At 62.5% G+C, this 15,842-nt stretch carries 13 protein-coding genes; 8 read left to right on the forward strand and 5 right to left on the reverse strand.

The features are described 5' to 3' along the window. Window positions 1-72: 72 nt before the first annotated feature. Window positions 73-1,023 carry a homoserine kinase gene (locus KU43P_RS00390; RefSeq protein ID WP_317660554.1) on the reverse strand — a complete coding sequence of 317 codons (951 nt, stop codon included), beginning with the start codon at window positions 1,021-1,023 and terminating at the stop codon, window positions 73-75. A 69-nt stretch (window positions 1,024-1,092) separates the two neighbouring features. Beyond that, window positions 1,093-1,380 (reverse strand): DUF2782 domain-containing protein, encoded by a 288-nt coding sequence (locus tag KU43P_RS00395; protein ID WP_015268476.1) that lies wholly within the window; start codon window positions 1,378-1,380, stop codon window positions 1,093-1,095. Window positions 1,381-1,454: 74 nt separating this feature from the next. Between KU43P_RS00395 and polA the strand changes: the two genes are divergently transcribed. Further along, window positions 1,455-4,202: a DNA polymerase I gene (gene polA / locus KU43P_RS00400; protein ID WP_317660555.1), complete on the forward strand. Its 2,748-nt coding sequence runs from the start codon at window positions 1,455-1,457 to the stop codon at window positions 4,200-4,202. A 371-nt stretch (window positions 4,203-4,573) separates the two neighbouring features. Here the strand turns inward: polA and yihA are convergent, their stop codons facing one another. Beyond that, window positions 4,574-5,206 carry a ribosome biogenesis GTP-binding protein YihA/YsxC gene (yihA, locus tag KU43P_RS00405; protein WP_016394236.1) on the reverse strand — a complete coding sequence of 211 codons (633 nt, stop codon included), beginning with the start codon at window positions 5,204-5,206 and terminating at the stop codon, window positions 4,574-4,576. Window positions 5,207-5,399: 193 nt separating this feature from the next. Here yihA and KU43P_RS00410 point away from each other — a divergent pair, with 193 nt between their 5' ends. The 7 genes from KU43P_RS00410 (at window position 5,400) to KU43P_RS00440 (ending at window position 12,586) form a co-directional block, all read left to right on the forward strand. After that, window positions 5,400-5,702: a c-type cytochrome gene (locus KU43P_RS00410; RefSeq protein WP_317660556.1), complete on the forward strand. Its 303-nt coding sequence runs from the start codon at window positions 5,400-5,402 to the stop codon at window positions 5,700-5,702. A gap of 31 nt (window positions 5,703-5,733) precedes the next feature. Then, window positions 5,734-6,351, forward strand: coding sequence for a c-type cytochrome (locus KU43P_RS00415; protein WP_317660557.1), 618 nt, complete (start codon window positions 5,734-5,736; stop codon window positions 6,349-6,351). A gap of 154 nt (window positions 6,352-6,505) precedes the next feature. Continuing rightward, window positions 6,506-7,141: a thiol:disulfide interchange protein DsbA gene (gene dsbA / locus KU43P_RS00420; protein ID WP_317660558.1), complete on the forward strand. Its 636-nt coding sequence runs from the start codon at window positions 6,506-6,508 to the stop codon at window positions 7,139-7,141. A 12-nt stretch (window positions 7,142-7,153) separates the two neighbouring features. Then, window positions 7,154-8,008, forward strand: coding sequence for an endonuclease/exonuclease/phosphatase family protein (locus tag KU43P_RS00425; protein ID WP_317660559.1), 855 nt, complete (start codon window positions 7,154-7,156; stop codon window positions 8,006-8,008). Between the two features lie 96 nt (window positions 8,009-8,104). Next, a complete protein-coding gene (locus KU43P_RS00430) occupies window positions 8,105-10,051 on the forward strand; it encodes a diguanylate cyclase (protein ID WP_317660560.1) in 1,947 nt (648 codons plus the stop codon). A 67-nt stretch (window positions 10,052-10,118) separates the two neighbouring features. Continuing rightward, window positions 10,119-10,895 carry an N-acetylmuramoyl-L-alanine amidase gene (locus tag KU43P_RS00435; RefSeq protein ID WP_317660561.1) on the forward strand — a complete coding sequence of 259 codons (777 nt, stop codon included), beginning with the start codon at window positions 10,119-10,121 and terminating at the stop codon, window positions 10,893-10,895. A 71-nt stretch (window positions 10,896-10,966) separates the two neighbouring features. Next, window positions 10,967-12,586 (forward strand): EAL domain-containing protein, encoded by a 1,620-nt coding sequence (locus KU43P_RS00440; protein ID WP_317660562.1) that lies wholly within the window; start codon window positions 10,967-10,969, stop codon window positions 12,584-12,586. A gap of 9 nt (window positions 12,587-12,595) precedes the next feature. Here the strand turns inward: KU43P_RS00440 and KU43P_RS00445 are convergent, their stop codons facing one another. Continuing rightward, a complete protein-coding gene (locus KU43P_RS00445) occupies window positions 12,596-14,374 on the reverse strand; it encodes a KinB sensor domain-containing domain (protein ID WP_317660563.1) in 1,779 nt (592 codons plus the stop codon). After that, window positions 14,371-15,717 carry a sigma-54-dependent response regulator transcription factor AlgB gene (algB, locus tag KU43P_RS00450; protein ID WP_317660564.1) on the reverse strand — a complete coding sequence of 449 codons (1,347 nt, stop codon included), beginning with the start codon at window positions 15,715-15,717 and terminating at the stop codon, window positions 14,371-14,373. The genes KU43P_RS00445 and algB overlap by 4 nt, the downstream gene beginning before the upstream one ends. Window positions 15,718-15,842: the final 125 nt, after the last annotated feature.

The raw sequence follows: 15,842 nt of genomic DNA on the forward strand, positions 1-15,842 counted from the left end.
GCCGGCAAGCCGGCTCCCACAGGTACCCCACTGTCTGTAGGAGCCGGCTTGCCGGCGATGGGGCCTCTGCGGTCAGAGCGCGAACGGCAAGTGCAACGCCACTTGCTGACGCTGCGCCAAGCGCACCTCGAACTCGCTCGGGTCATGGATCATCACATCCATCCCGGCAAACGATTCGGCCGCGATCAAGCGCGACAGCCAGAAACGCACGCACCCGACCCGCAACATTTCCGGCCACAGCTCGGCCTCGGCTGCGGTGAATGGCCGCAGCGCCGCGTAGGCCGCCAGCAGCGCCTGGGCGCGTGGCACATCGATCGCACCGTGATCATCCAGGCACCAGTCGTTCACGGTGATGGCGATGTCATAGAGCATCGGCCCGGAGCAGGCATTGTAGAAGTCGATCACACCGGTCAGGTGAGTGCCTTCGAACATCACGTTGTCACGGAACAGGTCGGCATGCAGGTTGGCACGCGGCAAGGCCAGGATCTGCGTCTTGTGCGCGGTGATCTCGTCCAGTGCTGGCTGCAGCAGCGCCACCTGTTCGGCGGTGAGGCGTGGCATCAGCTCGGCGCCGGAGGCCAGCATCCAGTCCAGGCCACGGTCAGTCTTGCGTTCGATGACATGGTCACGGGTAGCCAAGTGAATGTGCGCCAGCAGTTCGCCGACCTGGGCGCAGTGCTGGGCGTTCGGCGCCTTGATGTGCTTGCCCGACAGCCGCGGCTGCAGCAGGGCAGGCTTGCCGCACAGCTCGCGCAGGCCGTTACCGTCGCGGTCACGCACGGCATAGGGCACCGGCATGTCGGCGGCGTGCAGGGTGTCGAGCAGCTCGATGAAGAACGGCATGTCTTCGCTAGGGCCGCGTTCGATCAGTGTCAGGACGAACTCCCCCTGTTCGAGGCTGACGAAGAAATTGCTGTTCTCGGTGCCGGCGGCAATGCCCTGGAAGTCGAGCAGACGGCCCAGCTCGTACGGCGCCAGAAAGGTTTCCAGCTCAGGCCGGGTCACGGGGGTGAAGACTGACATGATGAAAAAATGCCCATACGGGCACTTCCGCCGGGAAGTGCCGGGTTGATGTGAACGATACGCGTCAGATTACCACTCGAAGATCTTCCAGGACGGGATCAGCATGTCCGGCTGGTCGGAACGAATGAAATTGCCATCAGAGCCATCAGCGCGTACCAGAAAGTAAGGCTTGCCGTTTTTCGGCGTGATCTTGATCGCATACAGGAAGCCGTTCTGCCGGTATTCCTGGATGGTTTTATCGCCTTCCGTGCGAATGGTCACCTCGGGATCTGCCGAGGGGGCGTCTTCCGCCGCCAGGGTGACGACTGGCATGGTTGCCAACAGGCCGAGCAGTAACAGGCGATTGAGTGTACGCATGATAACCTTGTCCCTTTGTCGTCATTGATCCGGCTATTCTAGCTCCGGACCCGCCGAAAAGGTTGATTCTGCTCATGAGCCAAGCGCCCCTCGTCCTGGTGGACGGTTCCTCCTACCTCTACCGCGCTTTCCACGCACTGCCGCCGCTGACCACTTCCAAGGGCATGCCCACCGGCGCGGTCAAGGGTGTGCTGAACATGCTCAAGAGCCTGCGCAAACAGTACCCGGACAGCCCGTTTGCCGTGGTGTTCGACGCCAAGGGTGGCACCTTCCGCGATGCCATGTTCGCTGAATACAAGGCCAACCGCCCGAGCATGCCAGACGACTTGCGCGTTCAGGTCGAGCCGCTGCACGCCAGCGTCAAGGCACTGGGTTACCCGCTGCTGTGCGTCGAAGGTGTGGAGGCTGACGACGTGATCGGTACCCTGGCGCGCAGCAGCGCGGCCCTGGGCCGGCCGGTGATCATCTCGACCGGTGACAAGGACATGGCGCAGTTGGTGGACGGCCACATTACCCTGGTCAACACCATGACCGGCAGCGTGCTGGACGTGGCCGGCGTGCACGAGAAGTTCGGTGTCGGCCCGGAGCACATCATCGATTTCCTCGCCCTGATGGGCGACAAGGTCGACAACATACCCGGTGTACCTGGCGTTGGCGAGAAGACGGCCGTTGGCCTGTTGACTGGTATCGGCGGTGGTCTCAGCGACCTGTACGCCAACCTGGACAAGGTACCGGCCCTGGCCATCCGTGGCGCCAAGACCCTGCCCGCCAAGTTGGAAGAGCACCGCGACGCGGCGTTCCTGTCCTATGAGCTGGCGACCATCAAGGTCGATGTGCCGCTGGATGTCGAAGTGGACGCGCTGCTGTGCGGCGAGCCGGACCGCGAAGCCCTGCTGGCGTTGTACACCGAGATGGAATTCAAGAGCTGGATCGCTGACATCCAGCGCGAAGCGGCCAAGGCCGGCGATGACATCGCTCAGGTCGAGGAGCCTGCGGCCAAGGTAGAGCCGAAGTACGAGACCATCCTTGACCAGGCCCGCTTCGACGCTTGGGTCGAAAAACTGCGCCAGGCGCCGCTGTTCGCGTTCGATACCGAAACCACCAGCCTCGATGCGCAACAGGCCCAACTGGTCGGCCTGTCGTTCGCGGTCCAAGCGCATGAAGCAGCCTACGTTCCGCTGGCCCATGACTATGAAGGCGCACCTGTTCAACTGGACCGCGAGGCCGTATTGCTGGCCCTGAAGCCATTGCTGGAAGACCCGGCCAAGGCCAAGGTCGGGCAGAACGCCAAGTACGACATCAACATCCTGGCCAATGGCACGCCGGCCATCGAGATGCGTGGCGTCGCCTACGACACGATGCTCGAATCCTACGTGCTCAATTCCACCGCCACCCGCCACGACATGGACAGCCTGGCGCAGAAGTACCTCGACCACACCACCATTGCCTTCGAGGATATCGCTGGCAAGGGCGCCAAGCAGCTCACCTTCAACCAGATCGACCTGGATAAGGCCGGCCCCTATGCCGCCGAGGACGCCGACATCACCCTGCGCCTGCACCAGGCCCTGCAAGTGCGCCTGGCCAAGACCCCGAGCGTGCAGCCGGTACTGATGGACATCGAGATGCCGCTGGTGCCGGTACTGGCCAAGATCGAGCGCCAGGGTGCGCTGGTCGATGCCGCACTGCTGCAAGTGCAGAGCGGTGAGCTGGGGGTGAAGATGGCGGAGCTGGAACAGCGCGCTTATGCCCTGGCCGGTGAGGAATTCAACCTGGGTTCGCCCAAGCAGTTGGGCTCGATCCTCTACGACAAGCTGGGCATGCCGGTATTGAGCAAGACTGCCAAGGGCCAGCCATCCACTGCCGAAGCCGTGCTCGACGAGCTGGCCGAACAAGGCTACCCGCTGCCTGAGGTACTGATGCAGTACCGCAGCCTGAGCAAGCTCAAGAGCACCTACACCGACAAGCTGCCGGGGCAGATCAACCCGCGTACCGGGCGTATCCACACCTCGTACCAGCAGGCGGTGGCCGCCACCGGGCGCCTGTCGTCGAGCGACCCGAACTTGCAGAACATTCCGATCCGTACCGCCGAAGGCCGACGCATCCGCCAGGCCTTCGTTGCCAGCCCGGGCTACACGTTGCTGGCGGCGGACTATTCGCAGATCGAGCTGCGCATCATGGCGCACCTGGCCAAGGATGAAGGCCTGCTGCATGCCTTCCGCAATAACCTGGATGTGCACCGCGCCACTGCTGCCGAAGTCTTCGGCGTCGCCCTGGAGGCGGTCACCACCGACCAGCGTCGCAGTGCCAAGGCCATCAACTTCGGGCTGATCTACGGCATGAGCGCCTTCGGCCTGGCCAAGCAGATAGGCGTCGACCGCAAGCAGTCCCAGGATTACATCGACCGCTACTTCGCACGCTACCCGGGTGTACTGGCCTACATGGAGCGCACCCGCGCCCAGGCTGCCGAACAAGGATTCGTCGAAACCCTGTTCGGCCGTCGCCTGTACCTGCCAGACATCAACGCCAAGAACCCTGCGCTGCGCAAAGGTGCCGAGCGTACGGCGATCAACGCGCCGATGCAGGGGACCGCGGCCGACATCATCAAGCGGGCCATGGTCAACGTCGACAACTGGCTCAGCCAGAGCGGCCTGGATGCGCGTGTCATCCTCCAGGTGCACGATGAACTCGTGCTAGAGGTGCGTGAAGATCTGGTCGATCAGGTGAAAGATGAAATTCGCGGGCACATGAGCAGCGCCGCGCAACTGGATGTGCCGCTGCTGGTCGAAGTAGGTATTGGCGCAAATTGGGACGAAGCTCACTGATTGAGCTTGGAAAGCTGTGTAGGATCTGCGGCGAGATGACGCGGATCCTGGCATGGCTCGATGCCATTAGTTCGGGAGTTTCATGAAACTATCGCAAATAGTTTTCAGGGCTTCGGAACTAAAGTGGTGAAGCGGGACTCAGAGTAACTGAATGGCTGGTGAAGCCTTTCGATGCTCCTATGTTGTGTTAAGTGTTGGCAGATACCCGGACCCCGCCCTAGCGGTCCGGACTTGAACCCCGAACTTCCCCCTCCCCATACGAAGTCCGGGGTTTTTTTTGCCTGGAATTCATGGGCTGGTGCTCATGGCCCAATCGCCGGCAAGCCGGCTCCCACAGGGTCAGATTGCGCACCCGTGGGAGCCAACTTGCTTCAGGCCACCGGCTTGTCTTCCAGCTCCATCCAGTCGGCCAGTACCTTGTAGGCCTCTTCCAACCCCAGCCGCTTGGGTGCAGAGAACAACTGGATGGTCACGCCATCACCCCAGCCCTTGCGAATTTCCGACTGCACCTTGAGCAGGGTGTTCTTGCCCGCGCCGTGGGTCAGCTTGTCGGCCTTGGTCAACAGGATGTGCATCGGCATGCCGCTGGCCTTGGCCCAGTCGAGCATCATCTTGTCGAAGTCGGTCATCGGATGGCGCACGTCCATCATGAGGATTACACCGCGCAGGCACTCGCGGCTGCCCAGGTAGGCTTCCAGGTGACGCTGCCAGTGCTGCTTGAGCGGAATCGGGACTTTTGCATATCCGTAGCCCGGCAGGTCGACCAAACGCCGTTCATCGTCCAGACTGAAGAAATTCAACAGCTGGGTGCGCCCTGGAGTTTTCGAAGTACGCGCCAGGCTGGCATGAGTCAGGGTATTGAGGGCGCTGGATTTGCCGGCGTTGGAACGGCCGGCGAAAGCCACCTCGTAACCCTGGTCGTCTGGGCATTGTTCGACCTTGGCTGCGCTGAGGGCGAATTTGGCTTTCTGGCAGAGGCCGAGGATGGGGTTCTTGACTTGCATGGGATATCCGATGTGGGTGTTGCCAAAGCCTAGGCCGGCAAGCGGTGTCGTTTCCGTTTGGATGGCGGAAGTATATAATGCCCCAGTTTTTGTGTGCTCATTCTCCCAGCGAAGGAGAACGGGCATGGGGTGTCGAACAATAGCTCGCGCATCAGAACGCAGCGCGTCCCCCAACCCTGTCAGGTCGTTCCGCATGGCGAAATGGCTGCTTGCTGTCGGTATGTTCCTGCCGTTTTTCAGCGCACAGGCTACACAGGATCCCGAGGCGTTGTACAACCGCACATGTGCGGCCTGTCACGCCGGGCAGTTGCCACAGGCACCCAAACGGGGTGACCGGGCAGCGTGGGAGCCAAGGCTGGCGAAAGGCATGGAGGTACTCCAGACGCATGTTACCCAGGGTTTCAAGGCTATGCCGCCGCGTGGATTGTGCATGGACTGCAGTGCCGAGGACTACCGTTTGGTCATCCTTTGGATGAGCGGCAGTCCCGATACATAACATTTCACCCTTAGCCGTGTTGGATTAGCTGATGAACAAACTAGTCGTGAGTCTGCTGTTGACCATGGGTGTCGCCGGTGCAGCCACTGCTGCTGACCCCATCAAAGGCGATGCCGCCGCCGGCCAGGCCAAAACGGCCGTTTGTGGGGCCTGCCACAACCCCGACGGCAACAGCCTGGCGCCGAACTTCCCGAAACTGGCCGGCCAGGGCCAGCGCTACCTGGAGAAACAGCTGCACGACATCAAGTCGGGCAAGCGAACCGTGCTGGAAATGACCGGCATGCTGGCCAATTTCAGCGACCAGGACCTGGCCGACATTGCCGCCTACTTCTCCAGCCAGAAAGGCAGCGTGGGGGCCGCCGATCCCAAACTGGTCGAGCGAGGCCGCGCGCTATTCAACGGCGGTGACCTGTCCAAGGGCATGCCGGCCTGCATCGGTTGCCATTCGCCCAACGGCGCAGGGATCGCCCTTGCCGGCTTCCCGCACCTGGGCGGCCAGCATTCGCAGTACGTGGCCAAGCAGCTCACCGACTTCCGGGAAGGCGACCGCACCAACGATGGCGATGCGGCCATCATGCGCAGCATCTCCAGCAAGCTGAGCAACCATGACATTCAGGCGCTGTCGAGCTACATCCAGGGCCTGCATTAACATTCGGTTAATGCATCGTCGGTAATGATGAAAGGGCGGCGCGGACCGCCCTTTTTTCTGTCCGCAGCCGGTACACTACAGAACTCGGGCCCTTCCCGACCTGTCTGAAACACAGGTCGCGTCGAGGCGACCAATGACTGCTCAGGAGTAAAGCATGCGTAAACTGATTCTCAGCGCTGCGCTGGTCGCTGCCAGCGTATTCGGTATGACTGCCGCCCAGGCCGCGGAGCCTGCCACTGCCGGCAAGGAATACATCGAGCTGAGCAACCCTGTTGCGGTATCCAAACCCGGCAAGATCGAAGTGGTCGAGCTGTTCTGGTACGGCTGCCCTCACTGCTACCATTTCGAGCCGACCATCAACCCATGGGTGGATAAACTGCCTGAGGACGTCAACTTCAAACGCGTACCCGCCATGTTCGGCGGCCCGTGGGATGCCCACGGCCAGATGTTCCTGACCCTCGAAGCCATGGGCGTTGAGCACAGCGTTCACGCAGCCGTCTTCGATGCCATCCAGAACCAGCACAAGCGCTTGATCAAACCTGACGAAATGGCCGATTTCCTCGCCACCCAAGGCGTCGACAAGGACAAGTTCCTCGCTACCTTCAATTCGTTCGCCATCAAAGGCCAGGTCATCCAGGCCAAGGAACTGGCCAAAAAGTATGAAGTCACCGGCGTACCGAGCATGGTGGTCAACGGCAAGTACCGCTTCGACCTGGGCACCGCCGGTGGCCCGGACGGCGTGCTGAACGTAGCCGACCAACTGATCGCCAAGGAGCGCGCCGCTAAGTAAGCGGCGAACCCCATGCGCCGTTTCCGATCCGCGCGTGGCATTGGCCTGCACCAGCCGCAGGTCAACGAGCATCACCTGCAGGCCCCTGGCCTGCCTGAGGATGGTCGCCTGCGGCTGCTCAGCTTCAATATCCAGGTCGGCATCAGCACCGAGCGCTACCGCCATTACCTGACCCGCAGCTGGCAGCACCTGCTGCCGCACATTGGGCGCGCAGGCAACCTGCAGAAGATTGGCGACCTGCTCAGCGACTTCGACCTGGTAGCCCTGCAGGAAGCCGATGGCGGCAGCCTGCGTTCTGGCTACGTCAACCAGGTGGAACACCTCGCCCACCTGGGCGCATTCCCCTACTGGTACCAGCAGCTCAACCGCAACCTGGGGCGCTTCGCCCAGCACAGCAACGGTGTGCTCAGCCGCCTCAAGCCACAACTTCTCGAGGATCACCCCCTGCCCGGCCCCGCCGGCCGCGGTGCGATCCTGGTACGTTTCGGCGAAGGTGAAGACGCGCTGATCGTGGTCATGATGCACCTGGCATTGGGTGCCAAGACCCGTGCCCGGCAACTGGCCTATATCCGTGAGCTGATCGGTGGGTACCGCCATCAGGTGCTCATGGGCGACATGAACACCCATGCGACCGACCTGCTTGACCACTCCCCCCTGCGCGACCTGGGCCTGATCGCCCCTCAGGTCGAAGCGACGTTCCCCAGCTGGCGCCCCCAGCGCTGCCTGGACCATATCTTGCTCAGCTCGAGCCTGACCCTGGAGCGGGTCGAGGTGCTGGCGCAGCCGATTTCCGACCACCTTCCGGTCGCTGTAGAGATCCGATTGCCTGATGCACTGACTGTGGATACGCTGCCGGTCTTGCGCTAGATCAGCTAACGCCTCTTGCACCCTCAAGTGTTCGAGGTGCGCGCCGACAGCGTTTACTCACGTCCCACAGATGCATCACCCGTCGCGGATCCAGGCATGACCGAAGAAGCCGAGCGCTGGAAAGAAAAGTACCTGAAAAGCATCGAGCAGCAGGAAAAGCTCGAGCGTCGCTGGGCAGCGCGCCTCGACTTGCTGCGTCGAGGCCTGGTGCGCAGTTCCCTTGCCGCAGAAGGCAGCGACAAGGTCGTCGACCAATGCATGAAGGAAATGCGCGAGGTCATCCGGACCGACAACATGGACGCCGGCCTCGCCGGGCTGATCCCGCGCCTGGAAAAGGCTGTGCTCGACTCCGAGCAGCGCCGCGAAACGCGCATGAACCAGGTCAGCGATGCACTGACCGCGCTGGTGACCCAGCTACAAGGCCTGCCGCTGCCCGGTGAGGTTTCCCGCCCGCTGAAGAAGCTGGCAAAGAAACTCGATAGCGGTGTCAGCCAGTCGCGCGAACTGCCCCCGTTGCTGGGTGAGCTCAGCGGGCTGCAGGGGCGTGCACTGTCATCGCTGGGCAAAGCGGATGAACATGCCAGGCCAGGTCTGCTGCAACGCTTGTTCGGTAACCGTGAGGGCGAGCCTCAGGAACCGAGCGATTCCGATCCTGCGCCTATCACCGTCGACGCAGAGGTTGAAACAGCGCAGAAGCCCTTGCCGGACGGCCCTGTTCTGGTGGACCTGCCGCCCCGAGATGTCGATGAGTTAAGCCCGCTTGCTGGTCCTGCGTCGGATGAAACTGCCCTGCCTGCGCCCGAGCCGGCGGTTGTGGAGCCACCCGCGAAAGCCGAGCCTGAGCCAGAGGTACAGGCGCCTGGCTCGGAAGCGGAGCCAATCGCACTATCGCCAACGCTGCCTGAGGCCCCGACAGCCGAAACTCAAGCGTTGGCGAACCTTGAGGAAGCCTTTGGCGAAGACGGCCCCTATTCCCTCCCGGACGCCGTCGAGCCGCCCTACAGCCAAGTTGCGGCGCACATTGAGCAGACACTGATCGGCCTGCTTGATGACCTCAGCCTGCCCGAGCGCCACAAGGCGCAGGCAATGGCGATGCGCGAGCGGGTGGCGCGCGGGCTGAACTGGTACGAACTGATACCGGTGCTCGATGACCTGGCTGTGCTCATGCTTGCCATCACCGACAGTGGCCAGCACGAGTTCGAAACCTACTTACAGCAGCTCAATGAACGTCTGGAAAGCTTCCAGAGCCATCTGCACGAGGCCAGTGCCGGCCATGCCGACAACAGTTCCGCCGCCCGCGAGTTGGACAGCCAGTTGCGCGAGCAGGTGGACGGCCTGCAGAGCAGCGTGCAGGGCGCGGTCGATGTGGACAGCCTCAAGCACATTCTGGAAAACCGCCTGGAAGGCCTGTTGGTCACGATGGACGACCACCAGCAGGAGCGCGACCGCCGCGAACAGGAGCTGGCCGGGCGTCTGCAAGGCCTGGCTGAACGTGTCGCGAGCATGGAGCAAGAAGCTTTGGGCTATCGCGAGCATCTGGAAGAACAGCGGCAGAAAGCCCTGATCGACCCGCTGACCGGCCTGCCCAATCGCGCCGCCTGGAGCGAGCAGGTCGAGCGCGAGATGCTCGACTGGCAGGAACATGGCGGCCACCTGGCGATGGCGATTCTCGACCTGGACCACTTCAAGCGCATCAACGATGGATATGGCCACCTGGCCGGCGACAAGGTGCTGAAGATTGTCGCCGACCAGCTGCGCAAACGCCTGCGGGCGCGGGATTTCATCGCTCGTTTCGGCGGTGAAGAGTTCGTCGTGTTGCTGCCGCAGACCTCACCTGCGGCCGCAGCCCAGGTTGCCGAAGGACTGCGCGCCGCGATCGAGGCCTGCCCGTTCCACTTCAAAGGCGAGCGCGTGGTCATCACCACGTCAATCGGCCTGAGCACATTCCGCGCTGGCGAGCGCGGCGATCAGGTGCTCAAGCGTGCCGACGCGGCGCTCTACCGGGCCAAGGACCAGGGCCGTAACCGGGTGGAACAAAGCTGATCGGGTGGGCCGGCTGCGCATAAGTTATGCTATTGCGTTACTGGCTCATCACCTTGGCTTCCCCCCAATGAAAGCGCTGTTTTCCGCATTGTTGCTGATCGTTCTAGCCGGCTGTTCAACAGGCCTGCGGATCGATCGCAGCCATCCCTCGGCCAACCAGGATGAACGTATCCAGTTCGTTGTCCTGCATTACACCAACGCTTCGCTTGAGCGATCGCTGGCGCTGCTTACCCACGGTGAAGTCAGCGCCCATTACCTGATTGGCGACGGCCCTGCCACGGTCTATCAACTGGTCGACGAAAACCGCCGTGCCTGGCATGCCGGTGACAGCCAGTGGCAGGGCCGCACGTGGCTGAACTCTAGCTCCATCGGCATCGAGATCGTCAACCCTGGGTTCGACGATACCCCCAATGGCCGTGTGTGGTACCCCTACACCGAGGCGCAGATCCAGTCGCTGATCGCCTTGCTCAAGGACATCGTCAAGCGCAACCACATCGAGCCCCGGCATATTATCGGCCACAGTGACATCGCACCGTTGCGCAAGCTCGATCCAGGGCCATTGTTCCCGTGGAAGCGCCTGGCCGAAGCCGGGCTTGGTGTGTGGCCTGAAGCCAACGCCGTTGCCCGGCAGCAGGCCTATTTCAGCGCCAACCCGCCGAGCATCGGCTGGTATCAGCAGGAGCTGGCACGCTTTGGCTACGCTATAGAACAGACGGGGCAGCTCGATGTTGCCACGCGCCATGTCATCGCGGCCTTCCAGATGCGGTTCCGCCCACAGCGCTTCGATGGCACGCCTGATGCCCAGACCGCGGCGATCTTGCACGTGCTCAACCGCACGCGCTAAGTCCTCCGCCCAACGGCCAGGCCAATCCTCAATCCAGTTGCTATACCTTGTATATCAACTGGATGCTGCCCATGTCGGCCCTAATAACTGCACTGCGCCAATTTTTTTACCGACCCTGGATGCTGGCCACCTTGGCAGCCGTGGCCAGCGCCGCAGTCTTGCTCACCGCCAGCATTGGCATTGCCCTGCAACAAATGAAGGAAAGTGAGAGCGCGCAGATGAACGCCCAGGGCGAGCGCTTTCTCGACCGTCTGGAGCAAGTGTTCGGCCAGCTGCGGGAGGGCGTCGATGATCTGCAGGCTCAGCCGCTGCGAGGTTGCAGCCCGGCGATGCTGGCATTGTTGCAACAGGTGGGGCTGGGCTCTCGGTTCATCTACGAGGCGGCCTACGTCGACACCAATGTCGCCTGTTCCAATCGCGGCGGCGCCAGGGCCTTTGTCCCCACCCGTGCACCCGATATTCAGGGCCCGACCTACAGCTACTGGCTCAACACCACCACCGAACCCAATGAAAACCTCGCCGCGCTGATGCTCGCACGCGGCAATTTCCTGGTTTCCACCTCGCGCGGGCACCTTACCGATGTGGTCGACTTGCCCCCGGGTGGCAGCCTGCTGGTCGTGCTCGACAATGGCACGCGGGCGATTCCTGTGCTGGGCCCGCCCCAAGTCTGGCCACCGGCCAATAGTTGGCCACCTGCAAGCAACAATTCGCTGTTTGAACTGCACGATCGGCTTGTCTATCGCATGCAGACTAAGTCACCGGACTACCAGCTCGTGCTGATCGCACCGCGGGCAAGCCTTCCGCTGAAGATGAACGGCATGCTCTGGCTGCTGTTCCCCGGCAGCGTGCTGGCGGCGTGCTGCATTGGCTGGCTGGTGCTGCAACTGATCCTGCAGCGCCGCTCGATGAGTTCGGAGCTGCAGAATGCGTTGCGCCGTGGCGAGTTGCAGGTGCTTTATCAGCCGATCATCGAACTCGACAGCCGGCGTTGCGTGGGCGCCGAGGCGCTGGTGCGCTGGCGACGCCCCGATGGCACGCTGACCAGCCCCGACCTGTTCATTCCGCTGGCCGAGAATACTGGCCAGATAAGGCAGATCACCGACTTTGTCCTGCAACGCGTTCTGGAGCAGCTAGGCCAGTTATTGCGCTCGCACCGCAACCTGTACATCTCGGTGAACCTGGCCGCCTGCGATGTGATGGCGCCGCGCATCGGCCGGGTAGCCGCACGTTTGCTGGCGCTGCACCGGGTCGCAGCTAGCCAGATTGCCTTCGAGGTGACCGAGCGCGGGCTGATCGATGTGGTGGTGGCCCGTGACAATCTGCAAGCGCTGCGCGCCGTGGGGCACCAAGTCTTGATCGATGACTTCGGTACCGGCTATTGCAGCTTGGCCTACCTGCAGACCTTGCCGGTGGATTGCCTGAAGATCGACAAGGCCTTCATCGATGCCCTGGGGCATGATGCTGCCAGCAGCGGGGTCGCACCGCACATCATTCGCATGGCTCATGACCTGCACCTGCGGGTGATTGCCGAAGGTATCGAGTGCGAGGCCCAGGCGGTGCTGCTCAATAGCGAGGGGGTCAATTACGGGCAGGGATGGTTGTTCGCTCACCCGCTCAATGCCCGACAATTCGCCGAGCTGGTGACGCGCGGGCGGCAGGTCAGGCGCCAGCGCATCGATGACGAGCCTTGAGCAGGCGGCTCAGACCGGCAATGCCATGTAGAACTGTGTTCCCTGCCCCGGCCGCGAGAATACGCCCATGCGCCCACCGTGCAGCTGCACGATTTCCTTGCACAGCGCCAACCCCAGCCCTGCACCGCCCTTCTTGCGCCCAACCTGTACGAATGGTTCGAAGATCCGCCCCTGTTGCCCATAGGCAATGCCTTCGCCGTTGTCCTCGACGCTGATGATCACCCGCTCTGCATGTCGCCGTGCATGCAGGCGTATGCACCCGCCGCTGGCGGTATGGCGAATGGCGTTATGCAGCAAGTTGTCGAGTACCCGGTCGAGCTGGGCGATATCAGCCTGAATCCGCGGCAACGGCAGGTCCAGCTCCTTGAACAGTTCGATCTGCTTGGCTGCGGCCGGCTCGCTGAAGCGCGACTGGGCACGCTCCAGCAACTCGTCGATGGCGCAGGGCGCGAGGTCGAGTTTCTGCAGCCCACTTTGGTAGCGCGAGAAGTTGAGCAGGTCGTTGATCAATTGTGTCAGACGCTGCATTTCCTCGCCGATGGTGTCCAGCAGATCGCTCTCGCGTGCCTCCGGAGGGAATTTGATGCGCTCGCGCAGCAGGCCGAAGGCCATGTGCATGCCGGTGACCGGTGTGCGCAGCTCGTGGGAGGCGCGCAGCACGAACTCGCTGCGCACGCGTTCGAAGGCGCGTTGTTCCGTGACATCGTGCAACACCATCACTGCGCCCAGGATCGGCCCTTGCGGGTGGCTGACCGGGGTCAGGCTGTAGGTCAGCAGGCGCGATTCTTCATCGACGTCGATGCTTAAGTCGTCTGGCGGGCGATCCAGGCTGCCGCCGCGCAGCACCTGGCGCAGTTGCTGCTCCAGCTCCGGGCGCTGCAGGGCTTCGGCCAGGCCGGTGCCGACACGGCTGTCGCTCCAGCCCAGCTGGCGCTGGGCAACCGGGTTGAGGTGCTCGAGGCACCCTTGGCGATCGATGATGAGCAAACCGTCGTCGATGCTGTCGAGCACCGCTTGCAGGCGCTGCTGGCCGGCCAATAGCTCATCGACATTGGTTGCCTGGTGCTTGCGCAAGGCGTCGGCCATCAAGCCGAAGCGGCGGGTCAGCTGGTTGAGCTCGATGGCCTGGGTCACGGGCAAGGTGACGTCGAAGTTGCCTTGGCCAAGCTGGTCGGCCGCTTTGGCCAAGGCCTCGATCGGTTGGCCGAAGCGACGGGCGATGTTGTGCGCAGTAATGAAACCAAGCACCAGGACGACCAGGCCCATCAGGGCGAGCACGCCACTGACCAGCATCGCTCGGTCACGTGTGACTTCCTCGCTGCGGGTGATCTGGTCCAGGGCTTGCTTGTGCGAGTCGATCAGGTCGATGCGGACCTGGTTGAAGGCGGCGCCCAGTGGTTGGTCGACGCCCATGCTGCGTGCCGGTGCCGGGCTGTCGTGATAGGCCTGGAGGAAGGCTTGGTAGTTGCTGCTGGCCTTGCTGAAGCCCGTGCGCTCGCCACCCTGCTCCAGCCCATGGTGAAGCAGGCTCTGGAAGCTCTGTTGCAACGCCTGGAGGCTTTCCGGGGCGGTATCCTGGTCGAGGATCAGTGTCAGCTGCTCTCCCAGATTCTGCCGCAACTTCAGACCCGTCTCGAGGGCTTGGGTGGTTTCGTGCACCGATTGCTGCTGCACGGTGGCCATCTGCAGCACACTCACCAGGCCCAGCATCAATCCTAGCAAGGCCACCGTGACCAGCGCCGAAATACTAAGGAAAAGCCGCGTACGCAGCTTCATCTGCCATCTCATAAGTTGTACTGCTTGCGTTTGCGGTAGAGCGTCGAGGCATCGATGCCCAAGGTCTTGGCCGCCTGGTCGAGGGTGTCGCTGGCCGCGAGCACTGCGCCGATGTGGGCGCGTTCGAGCTCATCCAGGCTCAATGCTGCGCCAACCCGAGGCGCATTGCTGGCGGGCTGCTCGCCCATGCCAAGGTGGCTGATCTCCACCCGTTCCTGCGGGCAGATGATGCTGGCCCGTTCGATCACGTTGCGCAGTTCGCGGATGTTGCCCGGCCAGCGGTAGTTGAGCAGCGCGGCGCGAGCCTCGTCGCTGAAGCCTCGGGCCGGTCGGGAATATTCTTTGACGAAGCGGGCCAGGAAGCGGTCGGCCAGGGTAAGGATGTCATCGCTGCGTTCGCGCAGTGGCGGCAGGTGCAGGGTGATGACATTGAGGCGATACAGCAAGTCTTCACGGAAGCGACTTTCGCGCACCATTTCCTCAAGGTTGAGGTTGGTTGCCGCGAGAATGCGCACATCGGCGCGGCGGGTCACCGGGTCACCTACCCGCTCGTACTCCTTGTCTTGAATGAAGCGCAGCAGCTTCGGCTGCAACGCGAGGGGAAAATCGCCGATTTCGTCCAGAAACAGTGTGCCACCGTCGGCCTGGCTGACCCGCCCGAGCGTGCTCTCGCTGGCACCGGTAAAGGCGCCGCGAGTATGGCCGAACAATTCGCTTTCCATCAGCTCGGCATTGAGCGACGGACAGTTGATGGTCACACAGGCCTTGCGCGCCCGTTTGCTCCAGCCGTGGATGGCCCGGGCCAGTTCGCCCTTGCCCGTGCCCGACTCGCCGAGGATAAGAATGTTGGCGTCGGTGGTCGCCACTTGGCGTGCGGTTTCCAGCACCGCCATCATCGCGGGGCTGTGCGAATCGAGGCCATCCTTGGGTTTGCGCACTTCACCCTCAAGGGCTTCCAGGCGTGCAGACAGCTGCCGGACCTCCAACTGCTTGGACGTCGCCAGCCGCAGTTGGTCAGGGCTGCAAGGCTTGACCAGGTAATCGGCGGCGCCCGCCTGTATGGCATCGACTGCGGTGTCGATCGCCGAATGCGCGGTGACGATCACCACGCGCATCCAGGGCGCCTGGATACGCATCTGCGCCAGTACATCCAAGCCGTTGTCTTCGCCCAGGCGAAGGTCGAGGAAGCACAGGTCGAAGACTTGGCGCTGCAACAGGGCTTCGGCCTGCGCGGCACTGTTGGCGGTGGCCACGCTGTAGCCTTCGTCTTCAAGGCAGTAGCGGAAGGTGCGCAGGATCGCGGACTCATCGTCCACCAGCAGAATGCGGCCTTGGTTGTCCTGGGCGGATTCCATTTTCCTGAGCTCCTTAGGGTCGGTCTTCAATTAGTGTGGGGAAAATCGGGCAAGTTGCATGGTCAATTCTGAAGGATTCTGTCCTTTGCATGCTAGCCAATGGCCAAACACCGCTGTAAGCCACG

The sequence above is a fragment of the Pseudomonas sp. KU43P genome, assembly GCF_033095865.1.
In the GTDB taxonomy this organism is placed as follows: domain Bacteria; phylum Pseudomonadota; class Gammaproteobacteria; order Pseudomonadales; family Pseudomonadaceae; genus Aquipseudomonas.